General features: G+C 47.9%; 13 protein-coding genes. 9 read left to right on the top strand and 4 right to left on the bottom strand.

Annotation, left to right across the window (positions count from 1 at the left end; genetic code table 11):
- Window positions 1-1,752: NACHT domain-containing protein (locus AC5JLB_RS03990; RefSeq protein WP_495872561.1), on the bottom strand; the 1,752-nt coding region annotated here is incomplete at its 3' end.
- Between the two features lie 147 nt (window positions 1,753-1,899).
- Between AC5JLB_RS03990 and AC5JLB_RS03985 the strand changes: the two genes are divergently transcribed.
- The 3 genes from AC5JLB_RS03985 to AC5JLB_RS03975 all read left to right on the top strand — a co-directional run bounded on the left by AC5JLB_RS03985 (window position 1,900) and on the right by AC5JLB_RS03975 (window position 5,670).
- Window positions 1,900-2,958 carry a CHAT domain-containing protein gene (locus AC5JLB_RS03985; RefSeq protein WP_495872560.1) on the top strand — a complete coding sequence of 353 codons (1,059 nt, stop codon included), beginning with the start codon at window positions 1,900-1,902 and terminating at the stop codon, window positions 2,956-2,958.
- A 9-nt stretch (window positions 2,959-2,967) separates the two neighbouring features.
- Window positions 2,968-5,202, top strand: coding sequence for an nSTAND1 domain-containing NTPase (locus AC5JLB_RS03980; RefSeq protein ID WP_495872559.1), 2,235 nt, complete (start codon window positions 2,968-2,970; stop codon window positions 5,200-5,202).
- Between the two features lie 333 nt (window positions 5,203-5,535).
- Window positions 5,536-5,670 (top strand): hypothetical protein, encoded by a 135-nt coding sequence (locus AC5JLB_RS03975; RefSeq protein ID WP_495872558.1) that lies wholly within the window; start codon window positions 5,536-5,538, stop codon window positions 5,668-5,670.
- Between the two features lie 67 nt (window positions 5,671-5,737).
- Here the strand turns inward: AC5JLB_RS03975 and AC5JLB_RS03970 are convergent, their stop codons facing one another.
- Both AC5JLB_RS03970 and AC5JLB_RS03965 read right to left on the bottom strand, forming a co-directional pair.
- Complete coding sequence (locus tag AC5JLB_RS03970) at window positions 5,738-6,217, bottom strand: hypothetical protein (RefSeq protein WP_495872557.1); 480 nt, start codon at window positions 6,215-6,217, stop codon at window positions 5,738-5,740.
- 561 nt (window positions 6,218-6,778) lie between these two features.
- A complete protein-coding gene (locus tag AC5JLB_RS03965) occupies window positions 6,779-7,012 on the bottom strand; it encodes a hypothetical protein (RefSeq protein WP_495872556.1) in 234 nt (77 codons plus the stop codon).
- Window positions 7,013-7,182: 170 nt separating this feature from the next.
- Here AC5JLB_RS03965 and AC5JLB_RS03960 point away from each other — a divergent pair, with 170 nt between their 5' ends.
- Complete coding sequence (locus tag AC5JLB_RS03960; protein ID WP_495872555.1) at window positions 7,183-10,776, top strand: WD40 repeat domain-containing protein; 3,594 nt, start codon at window positions 7,183-7,185, stop codon at window positions 10,774-10,776.
- A complete protein-coding gene (locus tag AC5JLB_RS03955) occupies window positions 10,769-11,182 on the top strand; it encodes a hypothetical protein (RefSeq protein WP_495872554.1) in 414 nt (137 codons plus the stop codon). The genes AC5JLB_RS03960 and AC5JLB_RS03955 overlap by 8 nt, the downstream gene beginning before the upstream one ends.
- A 252-nt stretch (window positions 11,183-11,434) precedes the next feature.
- Here AC5JLB_RS03955 and AC5JLB_RS03950 read toward each other — a convergent pair whose 3' ends face one another.
- On the bottom strand, window positions 11,435-15,931 hold the full coding sequence (locus tag AC5JLB_RS03950; RefSeq protein WP_495872553.1) for an NACHT and WD repeat domain-containing protein: 4,497 nt from the start codon (window positions 15,929-15,931) through the stop codon (window positions 11,435-11,437).
- A gap of 967 nt (window positions 15,932-16,898) precedes the next feature.
- Here AC5JLB_RS03950 and AC5JLB_RS03945 point away from each other — a divergent pair.
- The 4 genes from AC5JLB_RS03945 to AC5JLB_RS03930 all read left to right on the top strand — a co-directional run.
- Entirely contained in the window at window positions 16,899-17,642 is a 744-nt protein-coding gene (locus AC5JLB_RS03945; RefSeq protein WP_495872552.1) for a peptidoglycan DD-metalloendopeptidase family protein, read from the top strand.
- Between the two features lie 215 nt (window positions 17,643-17,857).
- Window positions 17,858-18,520, top strand: a complete 663-nt coding sequence (locus AC5JLB_RS03940; RefSeq protein ID WP_495872551.1) for a M15 family metallopeptidase — start codon at window positions 17,858-17,860, stop codon at window positions 18,518-18,520.
- 33 nt (window positions 18,521-18,553) lie between these two features.
- Window positions 18,554-18,829 (top strand): hypothetical protein, encoded by a 276-nt coding sequence (locus tag AC5JLB_RS03935; protein ID WP_495872550.1) that lies wholly within the window; start codon window positions 18,554-18,556, stop codon window positions 18,827-18,829.
- A gap of 731 nt (window positions 18,830-19,560) precedes the next feature.
- Window positions 19,561-20,062 (top strand): recombinase family protein (locus tag AC5JLB_RS03930; protein ID WP_495872549.1); only part of this gene is annotated, 502 nt, incomplete at its 3' end.

The following is a 20,062-nucleotide window of genomic DNA, read 5'->3' as shown; positions in this document are numbered from 1 at the left end:
TATCGCGCATGACATTCCTCGTCTTTTGCATCTCACACAATAAATTAGCCCTGCCACCATTAGCCGTATACTCCACATAATAAGCAGCCAACGAAGTTGCTCACTAATCCCTATACTAACCAGCTCAGAAATCGACCCAACACTCCCTCCAGTGAGCAATCTCAATAACGGCATTAAAAGAAACACCAAACTGGCCAGCACAGTAAGTAGCCAATCACGCGGCGCACCCAGCCCTCTTTTAAATCCTTTCCAAGACCACTCTATAGATTCAGAAATCGTTATGACCTCTGCCCTTATCACTAGCCTCCAATGCAGCCCCCCCAACAGCCCCGAAAACAGCCACTGCAAACCCAACCCCCAAAACAGCCCCCAAAACAGCCCCAAACCCAGCCCCAAACCCAGCCCCCAAATCGACCCGACAATCAGCCCAATACCTAACCCACTCAACCAAAAAAGCATCTCGCCGATCGATCTCACTGTGTACGTATAGTTGTTGTAAAGCGGCTCAGCTAGCAACCAGGAAGGCTGCATTCGTTCGATCAGAAACTCGGTTTGAGACTCGCGCTCCATCTGTTGAGCTAGCCAGGTGAGCCATAGCCGAGTTTGTCTAGGGCTGTAGCTTTTCTGCTGCTTGCGTTTTTTCTTGCCTGCCTGAGCTGGGACGCTCTGTTCTAATATGCGCCTGATGTAGGCATTTAGCAGGTGGTTCAGTCGCGCTTGAGATGACTGTAAGCGCTGCCATTCTAATCCTGCCTTTCCCTGATAAGCCAGAACCGTCATGCTCAAAAGCAACGGTGGACGCACGAACTCCAGCAAGGACTCATCCTCAGCAATGGCATTCCAGAGCACAGATCGATTAGCACTTGCAAGGTAGTTCTGAATTTGACGATCTGTCAGTTCCCGCAAGCAAATCGCCCCATTAAGCTGAAGCGGTGCGTTCAGCCGTTCATACTCCTCAAAGCGGCTTCCTATAACTAGATAAGAGGGTGCGCTTTCTCCACTGATGAATTCATTAATGGCATCAATGCAGGGCAGTTGTCGTTGCGAGTCGAGTTCGTCTAGTCCATCAAGCAAAGGCAACAGCTTAAACTCCTTGAGCCATTGAACCCCAATATCTCGCCTAAGACCATACTTCGAGTCCAGTTCCGCAACTAGCCAACTCGGTATTGATTGGGTCGTTGTCTTCCAGGTTGAAAGATTAAACAGCACTGGAATCGGGTAATTCGACTGCTGCTCACAGCGTTCGCATAGGGCTTTTGCCAGTTCTAGCTGAGTTGTCGTCTTACCCACTCCGGGTTTCCCTAGAATGAGTAGCCTACCCGCAACATCAGCCCGATCAAACGCCTGCAAAATCGTAGTGTTTTCTGGCAAAGCTTGGGGTGGAGTAGACCCAATCTTGACATCAGCATCCCAAAATCGGGCAACTTGAGTAGGCTGGGCATCTTTGATGAGATTAATGAAGATAGCATTGTGCAACGACTGTTGCAGACGAGAAGCTACCTCTGCTTTGACCTGGTTGAGCAACTTTTGCTCGGTAGATGATCGCGGGATTGATAGAGTTTGAGCGTGATTGTGTACAACAACAGTATTGCTATCACCTGCGATAACCGCGCTGCCTTCTACATTTCCATCAACGGTAATGTGTCGATCGCTGCCACTAGGCCCATTCTGGCGCAGATCTTCCTCACTCTGAGCATCAAGTTCAGAGGATGCCGGCTGGTTCGGATCAAGCGGGAGTTGGGGCTGACTCATCCAGGGGCAATTGTGAAGTTCTCTATAGTGATGACATTAGAAACTACTACATGAGATTACCGGATGTTTACGGAACGCCTTTGATCGAGTATGTATCTGCTGTGAACTGCTTGAAGTTGATTATGACATCATAAATGAACTTAGAAAATGAACCTAAAAAAAGTTTTGATTCTTGCAGCCAATCCCCACAACACCGATCGCCTCAGATTGGATGAAGAGGTGCGGGAAATTCAAACGGCGTTGGAAGCCTTTAGCACTGATAGTAAGTTTGAAATCACCATGCGATGGGCAGTCAGAGTTGATGACTTGCACGAAGTTCTCCTCAAATCCTCTCCGCAGATTGTTCATTTCTCAGGTCATGGTGGCGGAGAACAGGGGCTGGTACTGGAGAATGGGTCTGGAAAACTTCAGATGGTTAGCACCAAAGCACTGGCAACGCTATTCTCGATCTTGCAAAACACGATTCAGTGTGTTTGTCTGAACGCTTGTTATTCAGAAATTCAGGCAGAAGCAATTCACCAGTCCATTGATTGTGTTGTGGGTATGAATCAACCGATTGGTGACAAAGCTGCAATTAAATTTGCTCAAGGTTTTTATCGTGCGATCGCAGCAAACCGCTCCTTTGAGGAAGCCTATAAATTGGGCTGTAATGCAATCGACCTACAGAATAATCCAGATGTGTCTGTACCTGTGTTGAAGTACCGACATCGATTAACTGCTGCTCCGGAACCTGCGATCGCTCCAGATCCTCCCGCTGCGCTTCCAAATTCTACTCCCACTCCGTCAATGCCTTCTTATCATCAGAACCGAAGTGTCTCGGTGAATGGCTCGGTAACAGGCAGTGCCATTATAACTGGCAATGATAATACTACCTCAGTTCAATTCCAACCCGCTGCTCTGCCGCAGCCGCAAACGGTGGATATGGTTTCAGTGCTGGAAGCGTTGCAACCCATCCTGATGCAGCTTGATACTCCTGACTCGCGCAAGATTGTGAATGCGGTTGATGATGCCAAAGAAGAACTGAAGAAGTCACAGCCTGATAAAGATGAAGTGGGGGAAGCTCTCAACCGCGCAATGACTTACGCACAGAAAGCCAATGGGTTTGCTGAAGCGATCGATAAGCTGCGTCCTCATGTTGAAAAAGCAGCAGCATGGCTGGGTGGGAATTGGTACAAACTGCTGACCTTAGTCCATCTGGGGTTTTGAGTTTGTGCCATGAGTGAAACAAATCAGGGAGACGATCGACATATTGCAATTCAACGAGATGCGATCAGCAGTGCGATCGTGTCTGGGGATGGCAACAAAGTTGTGATTTACAACTACCATCTTGATCGCCAGGTCGAAATTGAGACAAAGCCCTTCACGTCTCATCTAGCTGCAAACCCCTATCGCGGGCTGGCGGCTTTTCAGGTGGAAGATGCGAATGTCTATTTTGGGCGAGAAGCTCAGATCGATCGATTGTGGGATTGGTTGCGCGAATTGCAAGAACGAGCGGTTCAGGACAAGCCTCCTGTGCGCTTGCTACCTATCCTGGGAGCATCCGGGTCTGGAAAATCTTCACTGGCTCGCGCTGGGTTACTGCCGGAGCTCGCTCGACGCCCGCTGCCGGGATATCAGCAAACCTATGTCGCCATTATGAAGCCAGGGAAAAACCCGTTAGAAGGACTGGCTAGGGTTTTAGCTCGCATCGCGACGAATGACCCTAGCCCTTCGACAAAACGGGCGGAGTTTGAGGCAATCTTGAGGCAATCGGGTGGACAGGGAACCCACGATCAGTTGAGGAAGATTGTGAATGACATTCCCTGTCTTGAGTCCTCTCCTCTAGTTATCCTAGTTGATCAATTGGAGGAGGTTTATTCCCTTTGTAAGGATGCGAATGAGCGAGCGGTTTTCATTGACAATCTGATTGAGGCGGCATCCTCTGCTGAAGCTCGCGTCTCAGTCGTCATCACGATGCGGCTGGACTTTGCTGGAGAAACCCAACGGCATCCATTGCTCAATCAAATTATTGCTGCTCAAAGTGTGATCCTGTCGGTTATGACGCCAGAAGAATTACATCGAGCGATCGCAGAACCCGCAAAGCAAGCAGGCTATCCCTTGGATGAGGGACTTATTGATCGCTTGATTGAGCAAACCGAAGGACGTGAAGGCGCATTGCCGCTGCTCCAGTTTGCCCTGACACGCATCTGGGAAGGGCTGGGACATGGCAACTCTCCAACTGAAACACTGAAAGCGATTGGCGGGATTGGCGGGGCACTGGCAGGGGAAGCCCAACGAATCTACAGCAGCCTGAATGATAAGGAGAAGGATATTGCCAGACGTGTGTTCATCGGTTTGGTAGAGCTTGGAGAAGGAACAAGGGACACACGGCGTAGAGCTACTGTTGAAAGCTTGGTATCAGCTCAAGACAATGCAACATTGGTGCGAGAGGTGATGGGACGCTTCTCAGTGCCTGGAGCACGGTTGCTAACGCTTTCAAGCGTTGAAGGCAAAGAGGTGGCAGAAGTGACGCATGAGGCATTGTTAGATCACTGGCAACAGATCAGGGAATGGCTGGATGGACAACGAGACCGCATTCGCCAGCAGCGACGCATTAATGCTCTAGCCCAGGAATGGGAAAAGCAAGGCAAGAAGCGAGGCTATCTTTTGCAGGGACGGCAGCTAGATGATGCTCGCAGTTTTCAGAAACAATATGCCGAGACCTTGCCTCTGACCGAGTGTGCAGCAGAGTTTGTGCGGAAGAGTGTGCAGCAGTGCTGGCTCAACCGAGCAGCGATTGCCAGTTTCCTAATACTGCCACTGCTTGTCGTCGATAGCTTTTTACGAGAAGAGTTCGTTCAACGAAACTATGTAACTCTCAATAGCAAAGACATATCAGGTAAACCGGAGGCAGTGAAGGCATTAACTAAAGGATGTAGCGACTTTCAATCACTCCCGAGCTGGCTTGACCCTGTAGGTGAGAGAGTATTTGGAACCTGCCGAACACTGCAGGGCAGGAATTTGGCAACGATCAACCTCAGCTACGCCAATCTCAGCGGCGCCAATCTCAGCAACACCAATCTCAGCAACACCAATCTCAGCAACACCAATCTCAGCAACGCCTTCCTCGACAACACCAACCTCATCTCCGCCGACCTCCGCGACACCAACCTCGACCACGCCGACCTCCGCAACACCAACCTCGGCGGCGCCAATCTCGGCCGCGCCAACCTCGACCGCACCAACCTCGACCGCACCAACCTCAGCAACGCCGACCTCAGCAACGCCAATCTCCGCGACGCCAACCTCCGCTTCGCCGACCTCAGCAACGCCAATCTCCGCGGCGCCAATCTCCGCGACGCCGACCTCAGCTATGCCAATCTCATCTTCGCCGACTTCCGCAACGCCAACCTCATCGGCGCCGGCGCCAGCCTCAGCAACGCCAACCTCGATCGCGCCAATCTCCGCTGATCTCAACAGCACGGGATTAGAACAGCCTCAACTGACTAACTCAAAGAATTTGCCGATTCTTTGCAACGTAAAACTTCCTGCTAAATTAGAACATTTAGCCGATCGTGATTGCGATCAACTGCCCCAAGTGCTTCTAGAAAGACGTCCAAGCTCATTCAAGAACCTGGAAAGCGCAAAGGATTATGCGGAGCTGTTTAGAGCAGCAGTCAGGCAACGATAGAGGATCTACCCTCTCACAGATGAGTTTCCGACAGTTTTCCTGTTCACTGTACTCCCAAGAGAAAAGCCCATTTGGGCTTCACACAGAACGCAATCCCCTTATTCCTCTTTACCATGCCTCGATCTCTTCGAGTTCGTGCTGAGTGCCTTGAACAGGTCAAGCTGTCAATTCGACGCCGTTATGAAAAACGAGCCGATAATTACTTAGCAATGCTGACGATTGCAGCAATTCTTATTTGGTTGAAATAACTCATTACGCTACATTCAGACTTTGCAGATACACCCTAGCAAGAGGGGAGTTTTCATTAACCCCTACTTAAGTAATTAAGTAGGGGTTGCGGTCGGACTCGCCTCCAGTGTGGCACGGGCCATTGCGCACGCAAATAATCAGCTGGACTGTCTTAATATCGAACCCATCGGAGAGTGAAAGGTCGTTGTATGTGCTGTAGTCCTCTTTGTCGCACCCGGAGTAGTCATAGCGCCTAGTGCCGGTGGTGAAGAACGTATTGTTTGTGCGATTGACGCGGAAGTAGGCCCAGACAGGGTTGCTGTCGCACTTCTGGTCGGTCACCAGCAGGTCGATGTCCGACAGCTGGCCTGGGCCAGTCCAATTGAAGGTCGCGCCTGCGTAGCCGTAGCCATTGGCCGAATACACAAGCACTTTGTCCGCTTTGGCTCGACTCGGGACGTTTCCGCCCACCGTCTCGGCAGAAGCAGGGGCAGGAGTGACAACCGGAGTGACGAGTAAAGCTAGTCCAATAACTGCGGCAGGAATCCGAAAGCTATTTAAACGCATTTTTTCTCCTAAATGTAGAGGTAGACAAAGTTTTCGTTGCTGAGTGACAAACGGTTTGCCCGCTTCCCTGATTCAACACGTCTGCTTTTTGGTGTTATGCAGAGGAAGCTGATAAAAGTCGATACATTGAGGCTTGTAGACAATTCCCATGCCTCTGTGGATGAATCAGACCTGAGTTAAAAAACTCTGAAAATTACGAGCAGGCAGCTGTACTAAAGCAAAATCCTGACGCCAGCAAAGGCTTCAAGGCCATGCGTCTTTGCTTCTGTAGATGTAGTTTGAATCATTGTTTCTAGTGTCATGATTTGGTTCCTGAATACATTTGCTTTTGTGAAACCAGTACAAGTTTCATGACTCCATCAAAGCGATGTCGTGGCTGAGTTCATGCCTTAAAATGATCGACTTAGGCTGACTTATGTATTGGCTTAGGCTGACTTATGTGCTGCTTTTAATTGAGTTCAAAACATCGGAGGCAACAGAAACACTCACATCCTGTTTTTCCTTGACTTGAGGATAAATTTTCTCTACCTTCTGAGTCAGATCGAAGGTGATACCCGTGGTCTAATAGAGTCGTAATTTTAGGAATATTGACGGGTTTGCTTTAAAGTCATTGATGTTGAGCTGCAGCATTTCTAGCAATCCCAAATCAACGCTTAGGTTGGCTTTGGTTGAATGGGTACAGAAGGGAAACTCAAGCGTATCAGCGGCAGGAGGCCATTTAATTCCAACAATCCGCAAGGTGGCCTTATCCTCTGGCGACACAAAGTCTGCCTGCTGCCTCTGTTCGTCCTTCAAAGCGATACCCGGAATCTACCAAAGATCCTGGGTAGCTCAAGCAAAGCCGATTGAAGCAGTTTGGGAATTACCGCTCAGATAAGGTGAACAGCACTCAGGAGGTTTCGCAACATAACTGACTGGCGTCTGAACGATTTCATCCGAAATTTAACAAGCTGGTAAAAATTGTTATGCCACGATCGCTGAAAGTTCGCCAAGATTGCATCGGCTCCATTAAGCTCTCGGTCAGACGAAATGGCTTTCCTAGCCAGCAAGCGTTAGCCGAAGAGCTGAGCCTATCTCGATCGACCGTTGTCAATTTTCTCACCGGAAAACCTGTTGACCGAGCAGTTTTTGAAGAAATATGCCAAAGGCTGTCTGTAGACAGCCAAGGAATTGCTGAAATCTGCTCTCAGTTGAATTTAGAATGCGAGGAGATTGGAGAACTCCCACCTGATCCTGCATCCTCTCCATCTATTGCTGCTCAAAGCATCGTTACTCCAACCGATCGCTTATCTGCCCGAAAACAGCGGAATTGGGGTGAAGCAGTTGATATTATCAACTTTTACGGACGAGAGCAAGAGCTTGCCCAACTACAGCAATGGGTGGTTGAAGAACGCTGTCGCCTGATTACGCTAATCGGCATGGGCGGGATGGGAAAGACGACGCTATCGGTTCAGTTCGCCAAGCAAGTTCAAGATGAGTTTGTCGTTGTAATTTGGCGATCGTTGCGTAACGCTCCTCCCATTCAAGATTTGTTGGCGGAGTTGATCCGAATTCTGTCTCAGCAACAGCAAACCCATCTGCCAGAAACAATTGACGGTCGAGTTTTGTGCTTGCTTGAGTATCTCCGTCAAGAGCGCTGTCTGCTGGTTTTAGACAATGCTGAGTCGGTTTTGCGCAGGGATGAGCGGGCTGGAGCTTACCGAGATGGTTACGAGGGCTATGGGCAGCTCTTCCGATGCCTTTGGGAAGCTCAACACCAGAGCTGTTTAGTCTTGACGAGCCGAGAAAAACCGCGTGGGTTAGGGGCAAAAGAAGGAGCAGGCTCTCCGTTACGCTCGCTACGGCTCTCAGGACTAGCGCAAGCTGAGGGGCAAGAAATTCTTAGAGAAAAAGTAGTTTCGGTTTCAGAATCAGCGAGCCAAGCGTTAATTGATCACTATGCTGGAAATCCGCTGGCGTTGAAGATTGCTGCCACTACCATTCAAGACGTGTTTGATGGCGATATCGCGCAGTTCCTCGCTCAGGGGACAGCGGTATTTGGTGATATCTCTGACTTACTGGATCAACAATTTGAACGCTTGCCTCCCCTAGAACAGCACATTATGTACTGGCTCGCGATTGAACGTGAGTGGGTTTCCATTCCTGAGCTACAGCAGGACATGATTCCCAGTATTCTGCCGCGATCGCTATTAGAAGCGCTGGAGTCATTGCAGTTGCGATCTCTGATTGAGAAGCAATCGACCACTTTTACGCAACAACCTGTAGTGATGGAATATGTCACCGATCGATTGATTGAGCAAATTACTTCAGAAATCATCAGTGGCAATATTGATCTATTCAATTCTCATGCATTGATGAAAGCTCAGACGAAAGACTATTTACGCAATGCTCAGGTGCGTCTGATCCTCAAACCTCTGGGTGATCGGCTGCTAGCAGCGCTAGGTAGCCTAGAGGCAATTGAATCCCACTTAAAACAAATTCTGTTGAGCTTACAGCAAGCGCCCCGACAACCTGGGTATGCCGCCGGAAATTTGCTCAATCTTCTGGCACACTTGCAGCTTGAGATTTGCGACTATGATTTTTCTCGCCTAACGGTTTGGCAGGCATACCTTCAGGGAACGAATCTGCATCAGGTGAATTTCACAGGCGCAAATTTGAGCCGCTCGGTGTTTACCCAAACACTGGGTGGAATTCTATCCGCCGCTTTTAGTCCGGATGGAAGGCTGCTTGCAACCGGAATTGATTGTGAGGTGTGTCTGTGGCAGGTTGATGAAAGTAAGCCGTTAATCACACTCAGGGGACATACTGCTTGGGTACAATCGATCGCCTTTAGTCCGGATGGAACGCTGTTAGCGAGCGGTAGCTACGACCACACAATTCGGCTCTGGAATGTCCAGACGGGGCAATGTCTCAAAACGCTGCATGGACATACAAGCTGGGTGCAGTCGGTGAGTTTTGGATCCAGCGAACCTGCGAGTTCTGAGCCGCTCATTTTGGTGAGCGGCAGTCATGACCAAACGGTGCGCGTGTGGGATGTGCAAGCGGGTGATTGCCTTCAGATCTTACCGGGACACCAGGGAAGTGTCCTCTGGGTTACGGTTTCTCCTGATGGTCAAACGTTGATCAGTGCAGATGATTGCATTGTCCGGCTCTGGGATATTCCCACCGGTCAATGTGTGCGAACCATTGAGACGCAAGTCAACTGGATGTTGGCAGTGGCATTAAGCCCCGATGGACAAACGTTAGTAACAGGCAGCAACGGCAACCAAGTGAATTTTTGGCAGGTGGCAACAGGAGACTGTCTCGGTACTTTGGACTATAGCGGTCAGGTATGGGCCATGGCCTTTAGTCCAGATGGGCAGATGCTGGCAACAGCGAGCGAAGATCAAACCGTGAAACTATGGCAGGTAGAGACAGGTCAATGTTTGCAAACCTTGCAGGAACATCGCGATCGCGTTTGGCTGGTGGCATTTCATCCCCACGAGCCCCAGTTGATTAGCATCAGCGAGAATCAAGTTGTGAAGCTCTGGGATACGCAAACAGGAAAATGCTTGAGAACGTTAGAAGCTTACAGTAACTGGATTGCAGCAATTGCTTTTAGTGATGATGGTAAATGGCTAGTCACGGGTAGCCAAGACCAGCAGGTGCGACTGTGGAATGTGCCCGCTGGAGAATGCTCTAAAACCTTATCAGGGCACAAGAATATTGTGTCAGCCGTTGCAGTTGCGCCACAGAGTACCCATCCTCCGATTCTGGCGAGCGGCAGTGATGACCAAACGATTAAGGTGTGGGATGCTCAAACCGGGGACTGTTTGCAAACGCTATCGGGGCACCAAGATTGGGTGCAATCAGTGCAGTTTAGCCCAGGGAGCGAAATACTAGCGAGTGGAAGTGACGATCGGACCATCAAGGTTTGGGATTGGCGCACGGGTGAATGTTTGCAGACGTTAACAGGACATACGCATCGGGTAAAGTCGATCGCGTTTTCTCCACAAGGGTCATTATTAGCTAGCGGCAGTGATGACCAGACGATTAAGTTGTGGAATCTGGAACAAGGAACGTGTTTACAGACACTGCAGGGACATCAGGATTGGGTGCTGTCAGTGGCGTTTAGCCCTTGTGGTCAGCGATTTGCCAGTGGCAGTGCAGACCAGACGATTAAGGTGTGGGATAGCCAAACCGGGGAGTGCGTGAGGACCCTATCAGGGCACACGAATCGAGTCCGCTCGATCGCCTTTAGCCCAGATGGGACGCTATTAATCAGCGGCAGTGATGATCAGACGGTGAGGATTTGGCAGGTTGATACGGGCAACCATTTGAGGACGTTACAGGGACAGGGCACGGTCGTTTGGTCGGTAACGTTTAGCCCAGATGGACAAATGATTGTCAGTGCAGGTAAGGATGAACGAATTTGGTTCTGGAAGGTGAAAACGGGAGAGTGTGTGAGAACGTTACAAATGTACCGTCCCTATGAGGGGATGAAAATTATAGATGCGATCGGTTTGACAACCGCTCAGAAAACAACGTTGAAAGCACTAGGAGCCATAGAACATGACTGAGGAAACGAACAAACCAACAGAAGCAGCCTCAGCAGATGCGGCTAAAGCAGACGAGGGTTATGCTGAAGCTCCAGATACAGCTTCGCAATTGCCCAATTCCTCAGAGGAGACGCCTGTGGTGAGGGAGCGGGTTGTTTCAGAGCAGCGGCCAACATCCTCGGATCGAGATGATGATCGCTCTCCGGGGGTAGTGGGTCGAACTGGGTCTACATCACCAGAGACTACGGATGTGCCGGTCATCCGAAAGCCAGTTGTGTCAAATCCCACTTCCCAATCGTCGGATCCGGATGACGATCGTTCTCCAGGGGTGGTGGGGCGATCTGCTGGAGAAGTGCAAAAGCGGAATGAGGGAACTCAGCCAGAAACAGAAGCAAATGAATCGAAAAACAAAGAAGATACGGAATAGATAGACAATACCATCCATGTATGGGATAGGGTATCTTTGGCAGAAAATGCTGTTATTAGAACAGAGACGAGGTGGACATAGAGAAGTTAGACGCAAGGATTTAGGCTTTCCCCTCACCACTGACTAATTCTTGCACACACCACAATGTAGAGCAATTTTAGATTTGCATGCGCGTTTAGCAGAAGTTTGGAAACGTCAGGGAGGATAGTGTGATGAATTAGCTCGCTTCAAAGTTAGACAAGGCTCGGCGGTTTAAGAAACATCACAGAGCTTTTTATCATGCTCACTAATATTAGGATTGGTCTTTAGATCATTACGTAAGATATTACAACCTCGACTCAATAGATCGTCGAGATCAAGGTTTAACACAATGATTTTACCAAGGTCAGCTAGCATAATCGCATTACCATCGTCACTAATGGATGAGCCATATGTGCTGGACAGTTCAGAGTAAGTTTTGATTTCTTGGCCTGTGATTGTATCCCATAGTTTTATTTCACTAATACTCTCTGAAACGATTGTCTTACCATCTGGACTAAAACTCACCTTAGTTACTTCCCCAGAATGCGGCTTGAGAGTCTGCACTGCTTGCTCCCTTGTAAGATCCCATAAGCTAATAGTGCCATCTTTGTTTGCAAATGCAATGATGTTGCTATCTGGACTAAAATCGAAGCTATTAATTGATTTTGCTGATTTCTTGAGATATCCTTCAAGCGTCTTAATCGTTTGTCCAGTTTTCACATCCCAAAGTTCTACTGTGTTATTTTTGTCACGCACTGCGATTGTTTTATTGTTAGGACTAAACTGGATACGTTCAATCGAATCTAAGTTTTCTCTTAACGTTTGAATTTTCTCTCCTGTTTTAATATTCCATATTTTCATGTCATTACTAGCTATAGCAGCAGCAAGCAATTGGCCATCATTGCTAATGTGCACACGGGTTGCAGCAAAAAGGCGAAATTTGAACGCTTCAATTTCTTTTCCGGTTTCCAGATCCCGTTGTCTGGCTGCTCCATTCCAATCAACCGTCAAGATTGATTTGAGATCGTTGCTGAGATGAGAGGTACTTATCAAGCTGCGCTCCCATCTGATGCCTTCCTGCTTTTGTCCTGTATTGGTATTCCAGAATTCCACTAAACCGTCACTACTCTTGGCAAACACTCGTTGCCCATCACTGCTGAACCCGACTTGAAGAATAGCTTGAGATTCTCCTTGAAGTGTTCTAAGTTCTCTAGTATCGGCAGCACTCCACAATCTGATGCGATTGTCAGAACTTGCGGCTGCAATCATCTGACTATCAGGACTGAAACTAACACTGAAAATTTCACCAGCTTGGGGTTCAAGCTGATGAAGTTGTTTGCCTGTAGCACTTTCCCAGACTCTGATGGTGCCATCAGTTCCACCTGACACAATGGTTTTACCATCACGACTTGAATTGATATCATTCACTTGACCCGAATGTCCCTTGAGCGTTGCGAGATTTTTACCGGTTTGGCTATTTCTCAAGCTAATGGTGCCATCGGGGTTAGCTGTGGAAACCTGGTTATGATCTAGGCTAAATCGGACAGTTGACACCTGACTGGAACTTGTTTCTGGGAAAATCTCTAGTGCGTTGCCAGTTGGAATATTCTGTATTGTTGCCGTGCTCCTACTACTACTTACAGCAATCATTTGGCTATCTGGGCTAAAGTGTAAATCTCTACCAATTCCGCCAAAAAATACCGCACGCTCGTCAATCAAAGTCTTTACTTCTTTACCCGTCGAGATATCCCAGAGTTGAACTGCCTGATCCTTATCATCAGATCCTCCTGATGTGGCAATCCATTTGCCATCTGGACTAAAGCTGATGCTACCTGTCCAGTCTAATAGTCCCTCAAACGTTTTAAGTTTTTCGCCTGTATTGAGATTCCACAGAGTCATTGTATGATCTCTGCTGGCAACTGCAATCAGTTTGCCAGCAGGGCTGAAGCCAATTTGACTGACTCTGCTATAGGGACCATGGACGTCATATTTTGATATGCGAGGACTGACTTTGCCTGACTTTGCACTAAGAGTTTTTAGGATACTACCCGTTGAAGCATCTCGCACAATGACTGTATTATCTCCAACTTTAGCAAGACCAGAGGCGACTATCTTTCCATCGGGGCTGAGAAAGGAGCTATCACCTACCTCAAAGGTTCTAATTTGTCGATCAGCTTGAATATCCCAGACCGTCACTGTTTTGAATCCACTGACGTAACTAATCGTTCGACTATCAGCACTAAAGCGAGCATCTCTTATTATGGAGTCGAAAGAAGAACTGTCTTTTATTATGGTTTTGAGTTCTTTGAAAGTTTGGGAATTCCACAATTTTAATGCGCTATCGTCAGCGTCAAAACTGATGGAGGCAATTGTCTGACTATCTGGGCTGAAAAACACCTGTTTCACAGTTTTCGAAGAATGCCCATTTAAGGTTTTAAGCTCCTCTCCTGTTGCCAGATCCCAAAGACTAATCGTGCCGTCAAACTTGCCTGCCGCAAGAGTTTTACCATCCGCGCTAAAACTCAAGCAATTCACCTCACTGGGATTTCCGTTGAGAGTTTTAATGACTTGACGAGTTTTGCGATCCCAAAGCTTTACATTACCCTCCGCCGTCCCAAAGGCGATGGTTTTACCATCCGGACTAAAGCGAACATCATTAATCCACTCTGAATTACCTTTCAGAGTATTCAGCTTTTGCCCCGTGCTACCATCCATAAGCCTCACGGTTCCGTCATGGCTTGTACAGGTAATCGTCTTTTCATCACGACTTATCAAGACGGAAACGCCTCCTCGACTTAGTTCACACTCAGGCAAGTTAATTTCCGTTCCTTTTGATTTCCCATAAACCGCTTGCTGCAATGTGGCTAACACTTTCATTCTGGTGCTTGATTCGACGCCAATCGCATGTTTCAATTCCTTGCCCGCTTTGATCGCAGGAATCAGCGCGTCCATCTGATGCTTTGCTCTTGCCTCTATCTCGGCCTTTGTTGCTGACTTCTTTAATGGATACTTATCTGTGTTAAGAAGCGCTTCGGATGAAACTGCTAGTGAGCGGAGTCGAGTGTTCGTTTCAGAAACAACAGCACGCCACCATCCTACCCCAGAGATCGATGCCAAAATTAATGCGCTAACTAGACCGCCAGCTAATCCAACGATTGTGCGTCGTCGCTGACGTTTTATTGCTCGATTGCCTCGTTCAATTGCCTCATCGGATGCCCTAAAAAACTCCAGTTCTAATGGAGTCATTTCACTACTGGCTCGTTGATAAAATTTTTTCAACAAATCCAAATCAGGAGGACGCCATAGCAATCCCTCCGGGCGATCTTGGTTGTCCCAATGTTGAGCTGCATCCTGAAGTCGCCGCTGAAACCGAAGATCATCCCGACCCTGGTTTAGCCAAACGTTTAACTGCTGCCAGTACTCAAATAATGACTCATGGGTTACTTCAGCTGTATCTGTTTCCTCACCAGCGGCTGCAAGGGTAATCAGTCGCACACCCGGAGCCGAAAAGCGATTGAGGACAGTTCTAAAATCAGATTCATCATCCTGTTGCGCCCGCAAACGGTCTAGCCCAACGCGACGACGAGTATCGCGGGTCCCTTCACCCAACTGAATCAGACCCAAAAAGATATGACGGGCAATTACCTTCTGCTTTTCCGTCAGCTCATCATACACCCGGTGCGCTTCTCCTGCCAACGCACCACCCACTCCACCAATTTGCTCTAGCGTCGTGGCAGGAGCAACTCCTGCTATCAACCCTTCCCAAATTTGAGTTAAGGCGAATTGTAACAGGGGCAAGGCTCCTTCCCGTCCTTCTGTTTGCTCAATCAGTAACTGAATTGTTGCTCCATCTAGTGTATATCCTGCCTGTTCAGCCGGTTTAGCGATAGCGACTTGCAGATCCTCTTCACTCATCGCCGGAACCAGGAATCCTTGTGATGAAAACAAATGGTTTAATTGGGAGTCTTCCTGTGTCTGACCTAAAAAGTCACTCCGTAAGGTCACAATGACCAAAACCTGCCGACAGCGATCAACGGCGGCGTAAAGTAAATTAGCGATGAATGCGTTGCGTTCCTCTTCCTTTTCGCAAAGCGAGTAAACCTCTTCAAATTGATCCACCAATACGATCAAGGGTGACGTTGTGATTGCTGGCAGGGCAGAAGCAATTCGGCGCAATCCATCGTACTCGCCTTCCTCATTGGACTGTTGCAATTCGGCCTTAAACTCCCGTGTTTTAGCGACTGGAGCCACATCTCTCGTTACAGCACGTGCTAAGACTGTTGCTAAGGATTCTAACGGATGCACACCTGGCACTAAGACTGCAACCTGAGCTCTGTCCCGCCCTGGTAATGGTTGTCGTGCCAGTTCTGGAATCAAACCGGCTCGCACCAAAGAAGACTTTCCTGATCCAGAAGGCCCGTAGATGGGTAACAGTCGTCGACTTGCTTCGCTTTCGTACAGGCTACGAAGCTTTTCCCAAAGGATATGAATTTCTGTTTCCCTACCGAAATAGCGATCAGCATCCGTCTCCTGAAACGCCAGCAACCCTTTGTAAGGATTTGCACCCAAAGATTTTGTGGAAATCGATTCAGCCTGAGCTGTAGGTGATTCTCTGCGCTCGGTTTGATACTTATAAATGATGACTTGATTGCCATTGCCAGAAATCAGTGTGCTGTCGATCGCACTTTCCTGAATGCTGATACTACGGTTGTCAGATGGGCCTACCATATCATCTCCATTAAACCTGAAGGATCATGACGCAGAAACCTCACCGAGAGCTTAATGGAGCCGATGCAATCTTGGCGAACTTTCAGTGATCGTGGCATAACAATTTTTACCAGCTTCTTAAAGTTCGGATGAAATCGTTCAGACGCCAGTTGTGTTGCCAAACCTCCTAAGTGCTGTTCACCTTATCTGAGCGGTAATTCCCAAACTGCTTCAATTGGCTTTGCTTGAGCTACACGGACCCTTTGATGGATTCCGGGTAGTGCTTTTAAGGACGAACAGAGGCAGCAGGCAGACTTTATGTCGCAAGGATAAGGACACCTTGCTGATTGTTGGATTGAACCAAAGCCAACCTAAGCGATGATTCGGGATGGCTAGAAATGCTGAAGCTCAACATCCATGACTTTAAAGCAAATCCGTCAATATTCCTAAAATCACGATTCTATTAGACCACGGATATCACCTTGGCTCTCTGACTCAGAAGGTAGAGAAGATTTATCCTCAAGTCACGAAAAATCGGATTTGAGCGTTCTACTAAACCCTCGCCATTAGAAAAGGCTGAGCAAGGAAAAACAGGATGTGAATGTTTCTGTTGTCTCTGATGTTTTGGAACTCGATCAGAAGCAGCACATAAGTCAGCCTAAGTCGATCATTTTAAGGCATGAACTCAGCCACGACATCGCTTTGATGGAGTCATGAAACTTGTACTGGTTTCACAAAAGCAAATGTATTCAGGAACCAAATCATGACACTAGAAACAATGATTCAAACTACATCTACAGAAGCAAAGACGCATGGCCTTGAAGCCTTTGCTGAGGTCAGAGTTTTGCTTTAGCAAATCTGCCTGTTCCTAATTTTCAGAGTTTTTCAACTCAGGTCTGATTCATCAACAGAGGCATGGAAATTGCCTCAGCAGCAGAACTGAATTCCTTTGCAAATGCTAAAACTTGCCGTTGTTCTCTATCAAACAATGGCTCAAACACCAAAACTTGGAGAACTAAATATGAACCTTAAATCGCTTTCCGCTACTGTAGTCGGGTTAGCTTTAGTCGTCACTCCGGCTGCTACTCCTGTCTTTGCTCAGCAGGGAACCAATCCCACACCTTCCCAGGAGACACCTTCTACATCGGAATCAACACAAGAAGAAGAAACCAATCCTACAGCCTCCCCAGAGGAAGGAACACTTTCTACACCAGAGTCAATCAAACCTACAGCGGCAGCAGCTCGCAAACCCAACTTGCAATTGCCATTCTCCTGCCAGCAGAGATGGCGACTGGATACTTGGGCACATGCTCCTGCATTGGATATGGTGAGAGAGCCTAAGCAAGTTGGTACTAATGGTGCGACTCTTCTTGCTCCTGCGGCTGGAACGGTTAACCAGTCCTTCAAACACAGAAACGCGGGTAATGTTATCCAGATCAATCATGGGGGCGGCTGGTTTACGACCTATCTTCATCTTCAGTCGCGCAATGTCCGGGTTGGACAAGGAGTTCAGTTGGGAACTGTGATCGGAAAGGTCGGCAGGACTGGACCCACAGCCAACAATCATCCCCATCTCCATTTTGAACTGGGTTATGACTCGAACAAGGATGGAAAAGCTTCTTGGGGATACAGAGGGTCTGAGAGAGTCAAGCCCATCTTCAACAGTGTCACTTACGGAAGCAAGAACGGTCAAACATGGCGGAACGTTACTAGCCAAAACAAGTGCTCTTAAGCCCTAACTGATTAGAGTTGTCGGGTAATAACAGGAAAAAGAGCTGAAAGTCCTGCTAAACATACATAGGTTGCGGCGATTTTCAGCAGAATTAGCGGAAGCGGTTGATACATGAAACTTTCAAGGATTTCTTGTTCTATTTCCCGACAACTCTATATGCCCCATCGAGCATTGTTGATTGAGGTCAATTCTTTGCTACTAACTCAGGAGAAACAATGAACGCTAAATTCACTAAATGGAGTTTCATAAACTCCGATCGCATTACTACTGCTGCTATTAGTATCACCTCTCTTCTTGTACTAGCTGGTATATCCGTTGAGCAGGCACTTGCTGTCGATTACACCCGGCTCATTTCGACTCCCTCGCGTGCAACCATTAACCAAAATTTAACCTCACCAGACGCTGATTTGATGATTAAATTGCTTGGTAAACCGGGTAGATTGACTGAGAATTGTTCTGACCTTACCAATCCTCAAATCAAGCGGCTCATTGTTACAAGAAATGTAGGACCGTTGAAAGCAACAGGTCTTAAGCCTGCGATCGCAGCACTCGATCGAATTTTTGCCCAGGTTAAACGAGACAAGCCAGAGCTTTATCGGCAGATTGGAACCGCAGGAATGCTTTGTGTTCGCAAAGTTCGGGGTGGCTCAAATTTCTCGAATCACTCTTGGGGAACCGCGATCGATATCAAGATTAACCGCAAGCTCGATAAGCGAGGCGACGGTAAAACTCAAGTCGGTCTCAACGAATTGTATCCCTATTTTCATCGGGAGGGCTTTTACTGGGGGGCTGGATATTCAAGAGCAAGAGAGGATTCAATGCACTTTGAGGCATCAGAAGAGTTGATGCGGAGATGGAAAGCAGAGAATCGCATTTGAAGTTAGTTCAGTGCTGGATTAGAGGTAGACCCAATGCGATTGCACTTTCTAGGCGAGGTGCGATCGCACATATTAAGCCGACAATCATTGAGAGTGCATTTCTTAAGCGAGCATCGACAACATAAGGGACTGAATAGTCGAGCCGAGAATTTGCATCAACCTACACGAGTGCGAGAGCGACGAATGCGACGATTTAAATCGCCAGGGCAAGCGCAACGATTCCTTTCAGCCTTTGAACCCACCCGAAGACACTTCCATCCCAAGCAACATGAACCCAGTGCAAAACGATACCGAGAAGAACTGCACTAACACTTTGAGGATTGACGAGAAATCACTTGCTTGAAAGTTGCTGCATAAAGTTGAGCAACGCTGAATGTTGGAGGATTATCGTGCTTAATACTGAACATACCCGTAAATTCAGAATTGAGGGTTCTGTCGCAAATAATTTTGAGTGATAAACGATATATGTTGTTCGCATTGCCTTAAGCAACAACTCCGGAGAGTTCTTCGATGAATTTTGCTTCAGACACAGTATTCCCTCATTGATTCCACTTACTTGTCCTCTCCAAATCATATTCATGGCTTCAGCCCCTCTCAACGTTTTCCTTGCAGTGTTGAACGACTTGAATCCCATCATCAGTCTCAAAATTCACTTGACATTCCGATAATCTCGCTCAATCACGTTGTTCAAGTACTTGTTCTGTCGTAACTCCGCTACTCCTGCGAGCGTTTCATCCCCTTTTAGGGCTTCAACTGCAATGGAATAATCAGCATTCTTACTCATCATTTGATACCCTTGGCAGTTGAGTGTGCTTCACCTGTTCTGAAAACCTTCGTTCTTTAATTGAACCCCATGTGAGGCATGCCAGCTGAAGTTGTCACTCAAAGGCTCCTTTCTTTTACACTTTGCTCCATTAAGAGAGATCAACCCTTTCACATCACTTAAGGTGTAATAAATCACGTCAATTAATCTATGTTTCAGATCAGGGTAATGCTAACGAGTTCTGATACAGTAGCCGTACTTTAGAGCTAGTCCTGCTATGCAGATCGGATACGAGCGAGTTTCAACCGATGATCAAAACCTTGCTCTGCAACACGATGCACTCCAGAATGCAGGGTGTGAAAGAATCTTTACCGACAAAATGAGTGGAGCTAAAGCGGATCGTCCTGGTCTGAAGCAAGCCTTTTCCTATGCTAGGGAAGGCGACACGCTTGTAGTCTGGCGGCTCGACCGCTTAGGACGATCGCTGAAGGACTTGATTGCTCTAGTCGAAGAGTTAGAGAGCCGTCAGATTGGGTTGCGATCGCTGCAGGAAAGCATTGACACTACCACGAGTGGTGGCAAGCTGATCTTTCACATGTTTGGAGCCTTGGCAGAGTTTGAGCGCAACCTAATTCGAGAACGCACCCAAGCGGGATTACAAGCGGCTAGAGCTAGAGGTCGCCAAGGCGGACGCCAACAGAAGTTAACGCCCGGGCAAATTGAAATTGGGCGAGCGCTGACAGCAGACCCGAAGCAAAGAGTCACTTCCATTTGGGAAT

The organism is Myxacorys chilensis, from assembly GCF_059505265.1.
Note: the sequence above shows the minus strand (reverse complement) of the source record. Positions and strands in the feature narration are given on the sequence as shown.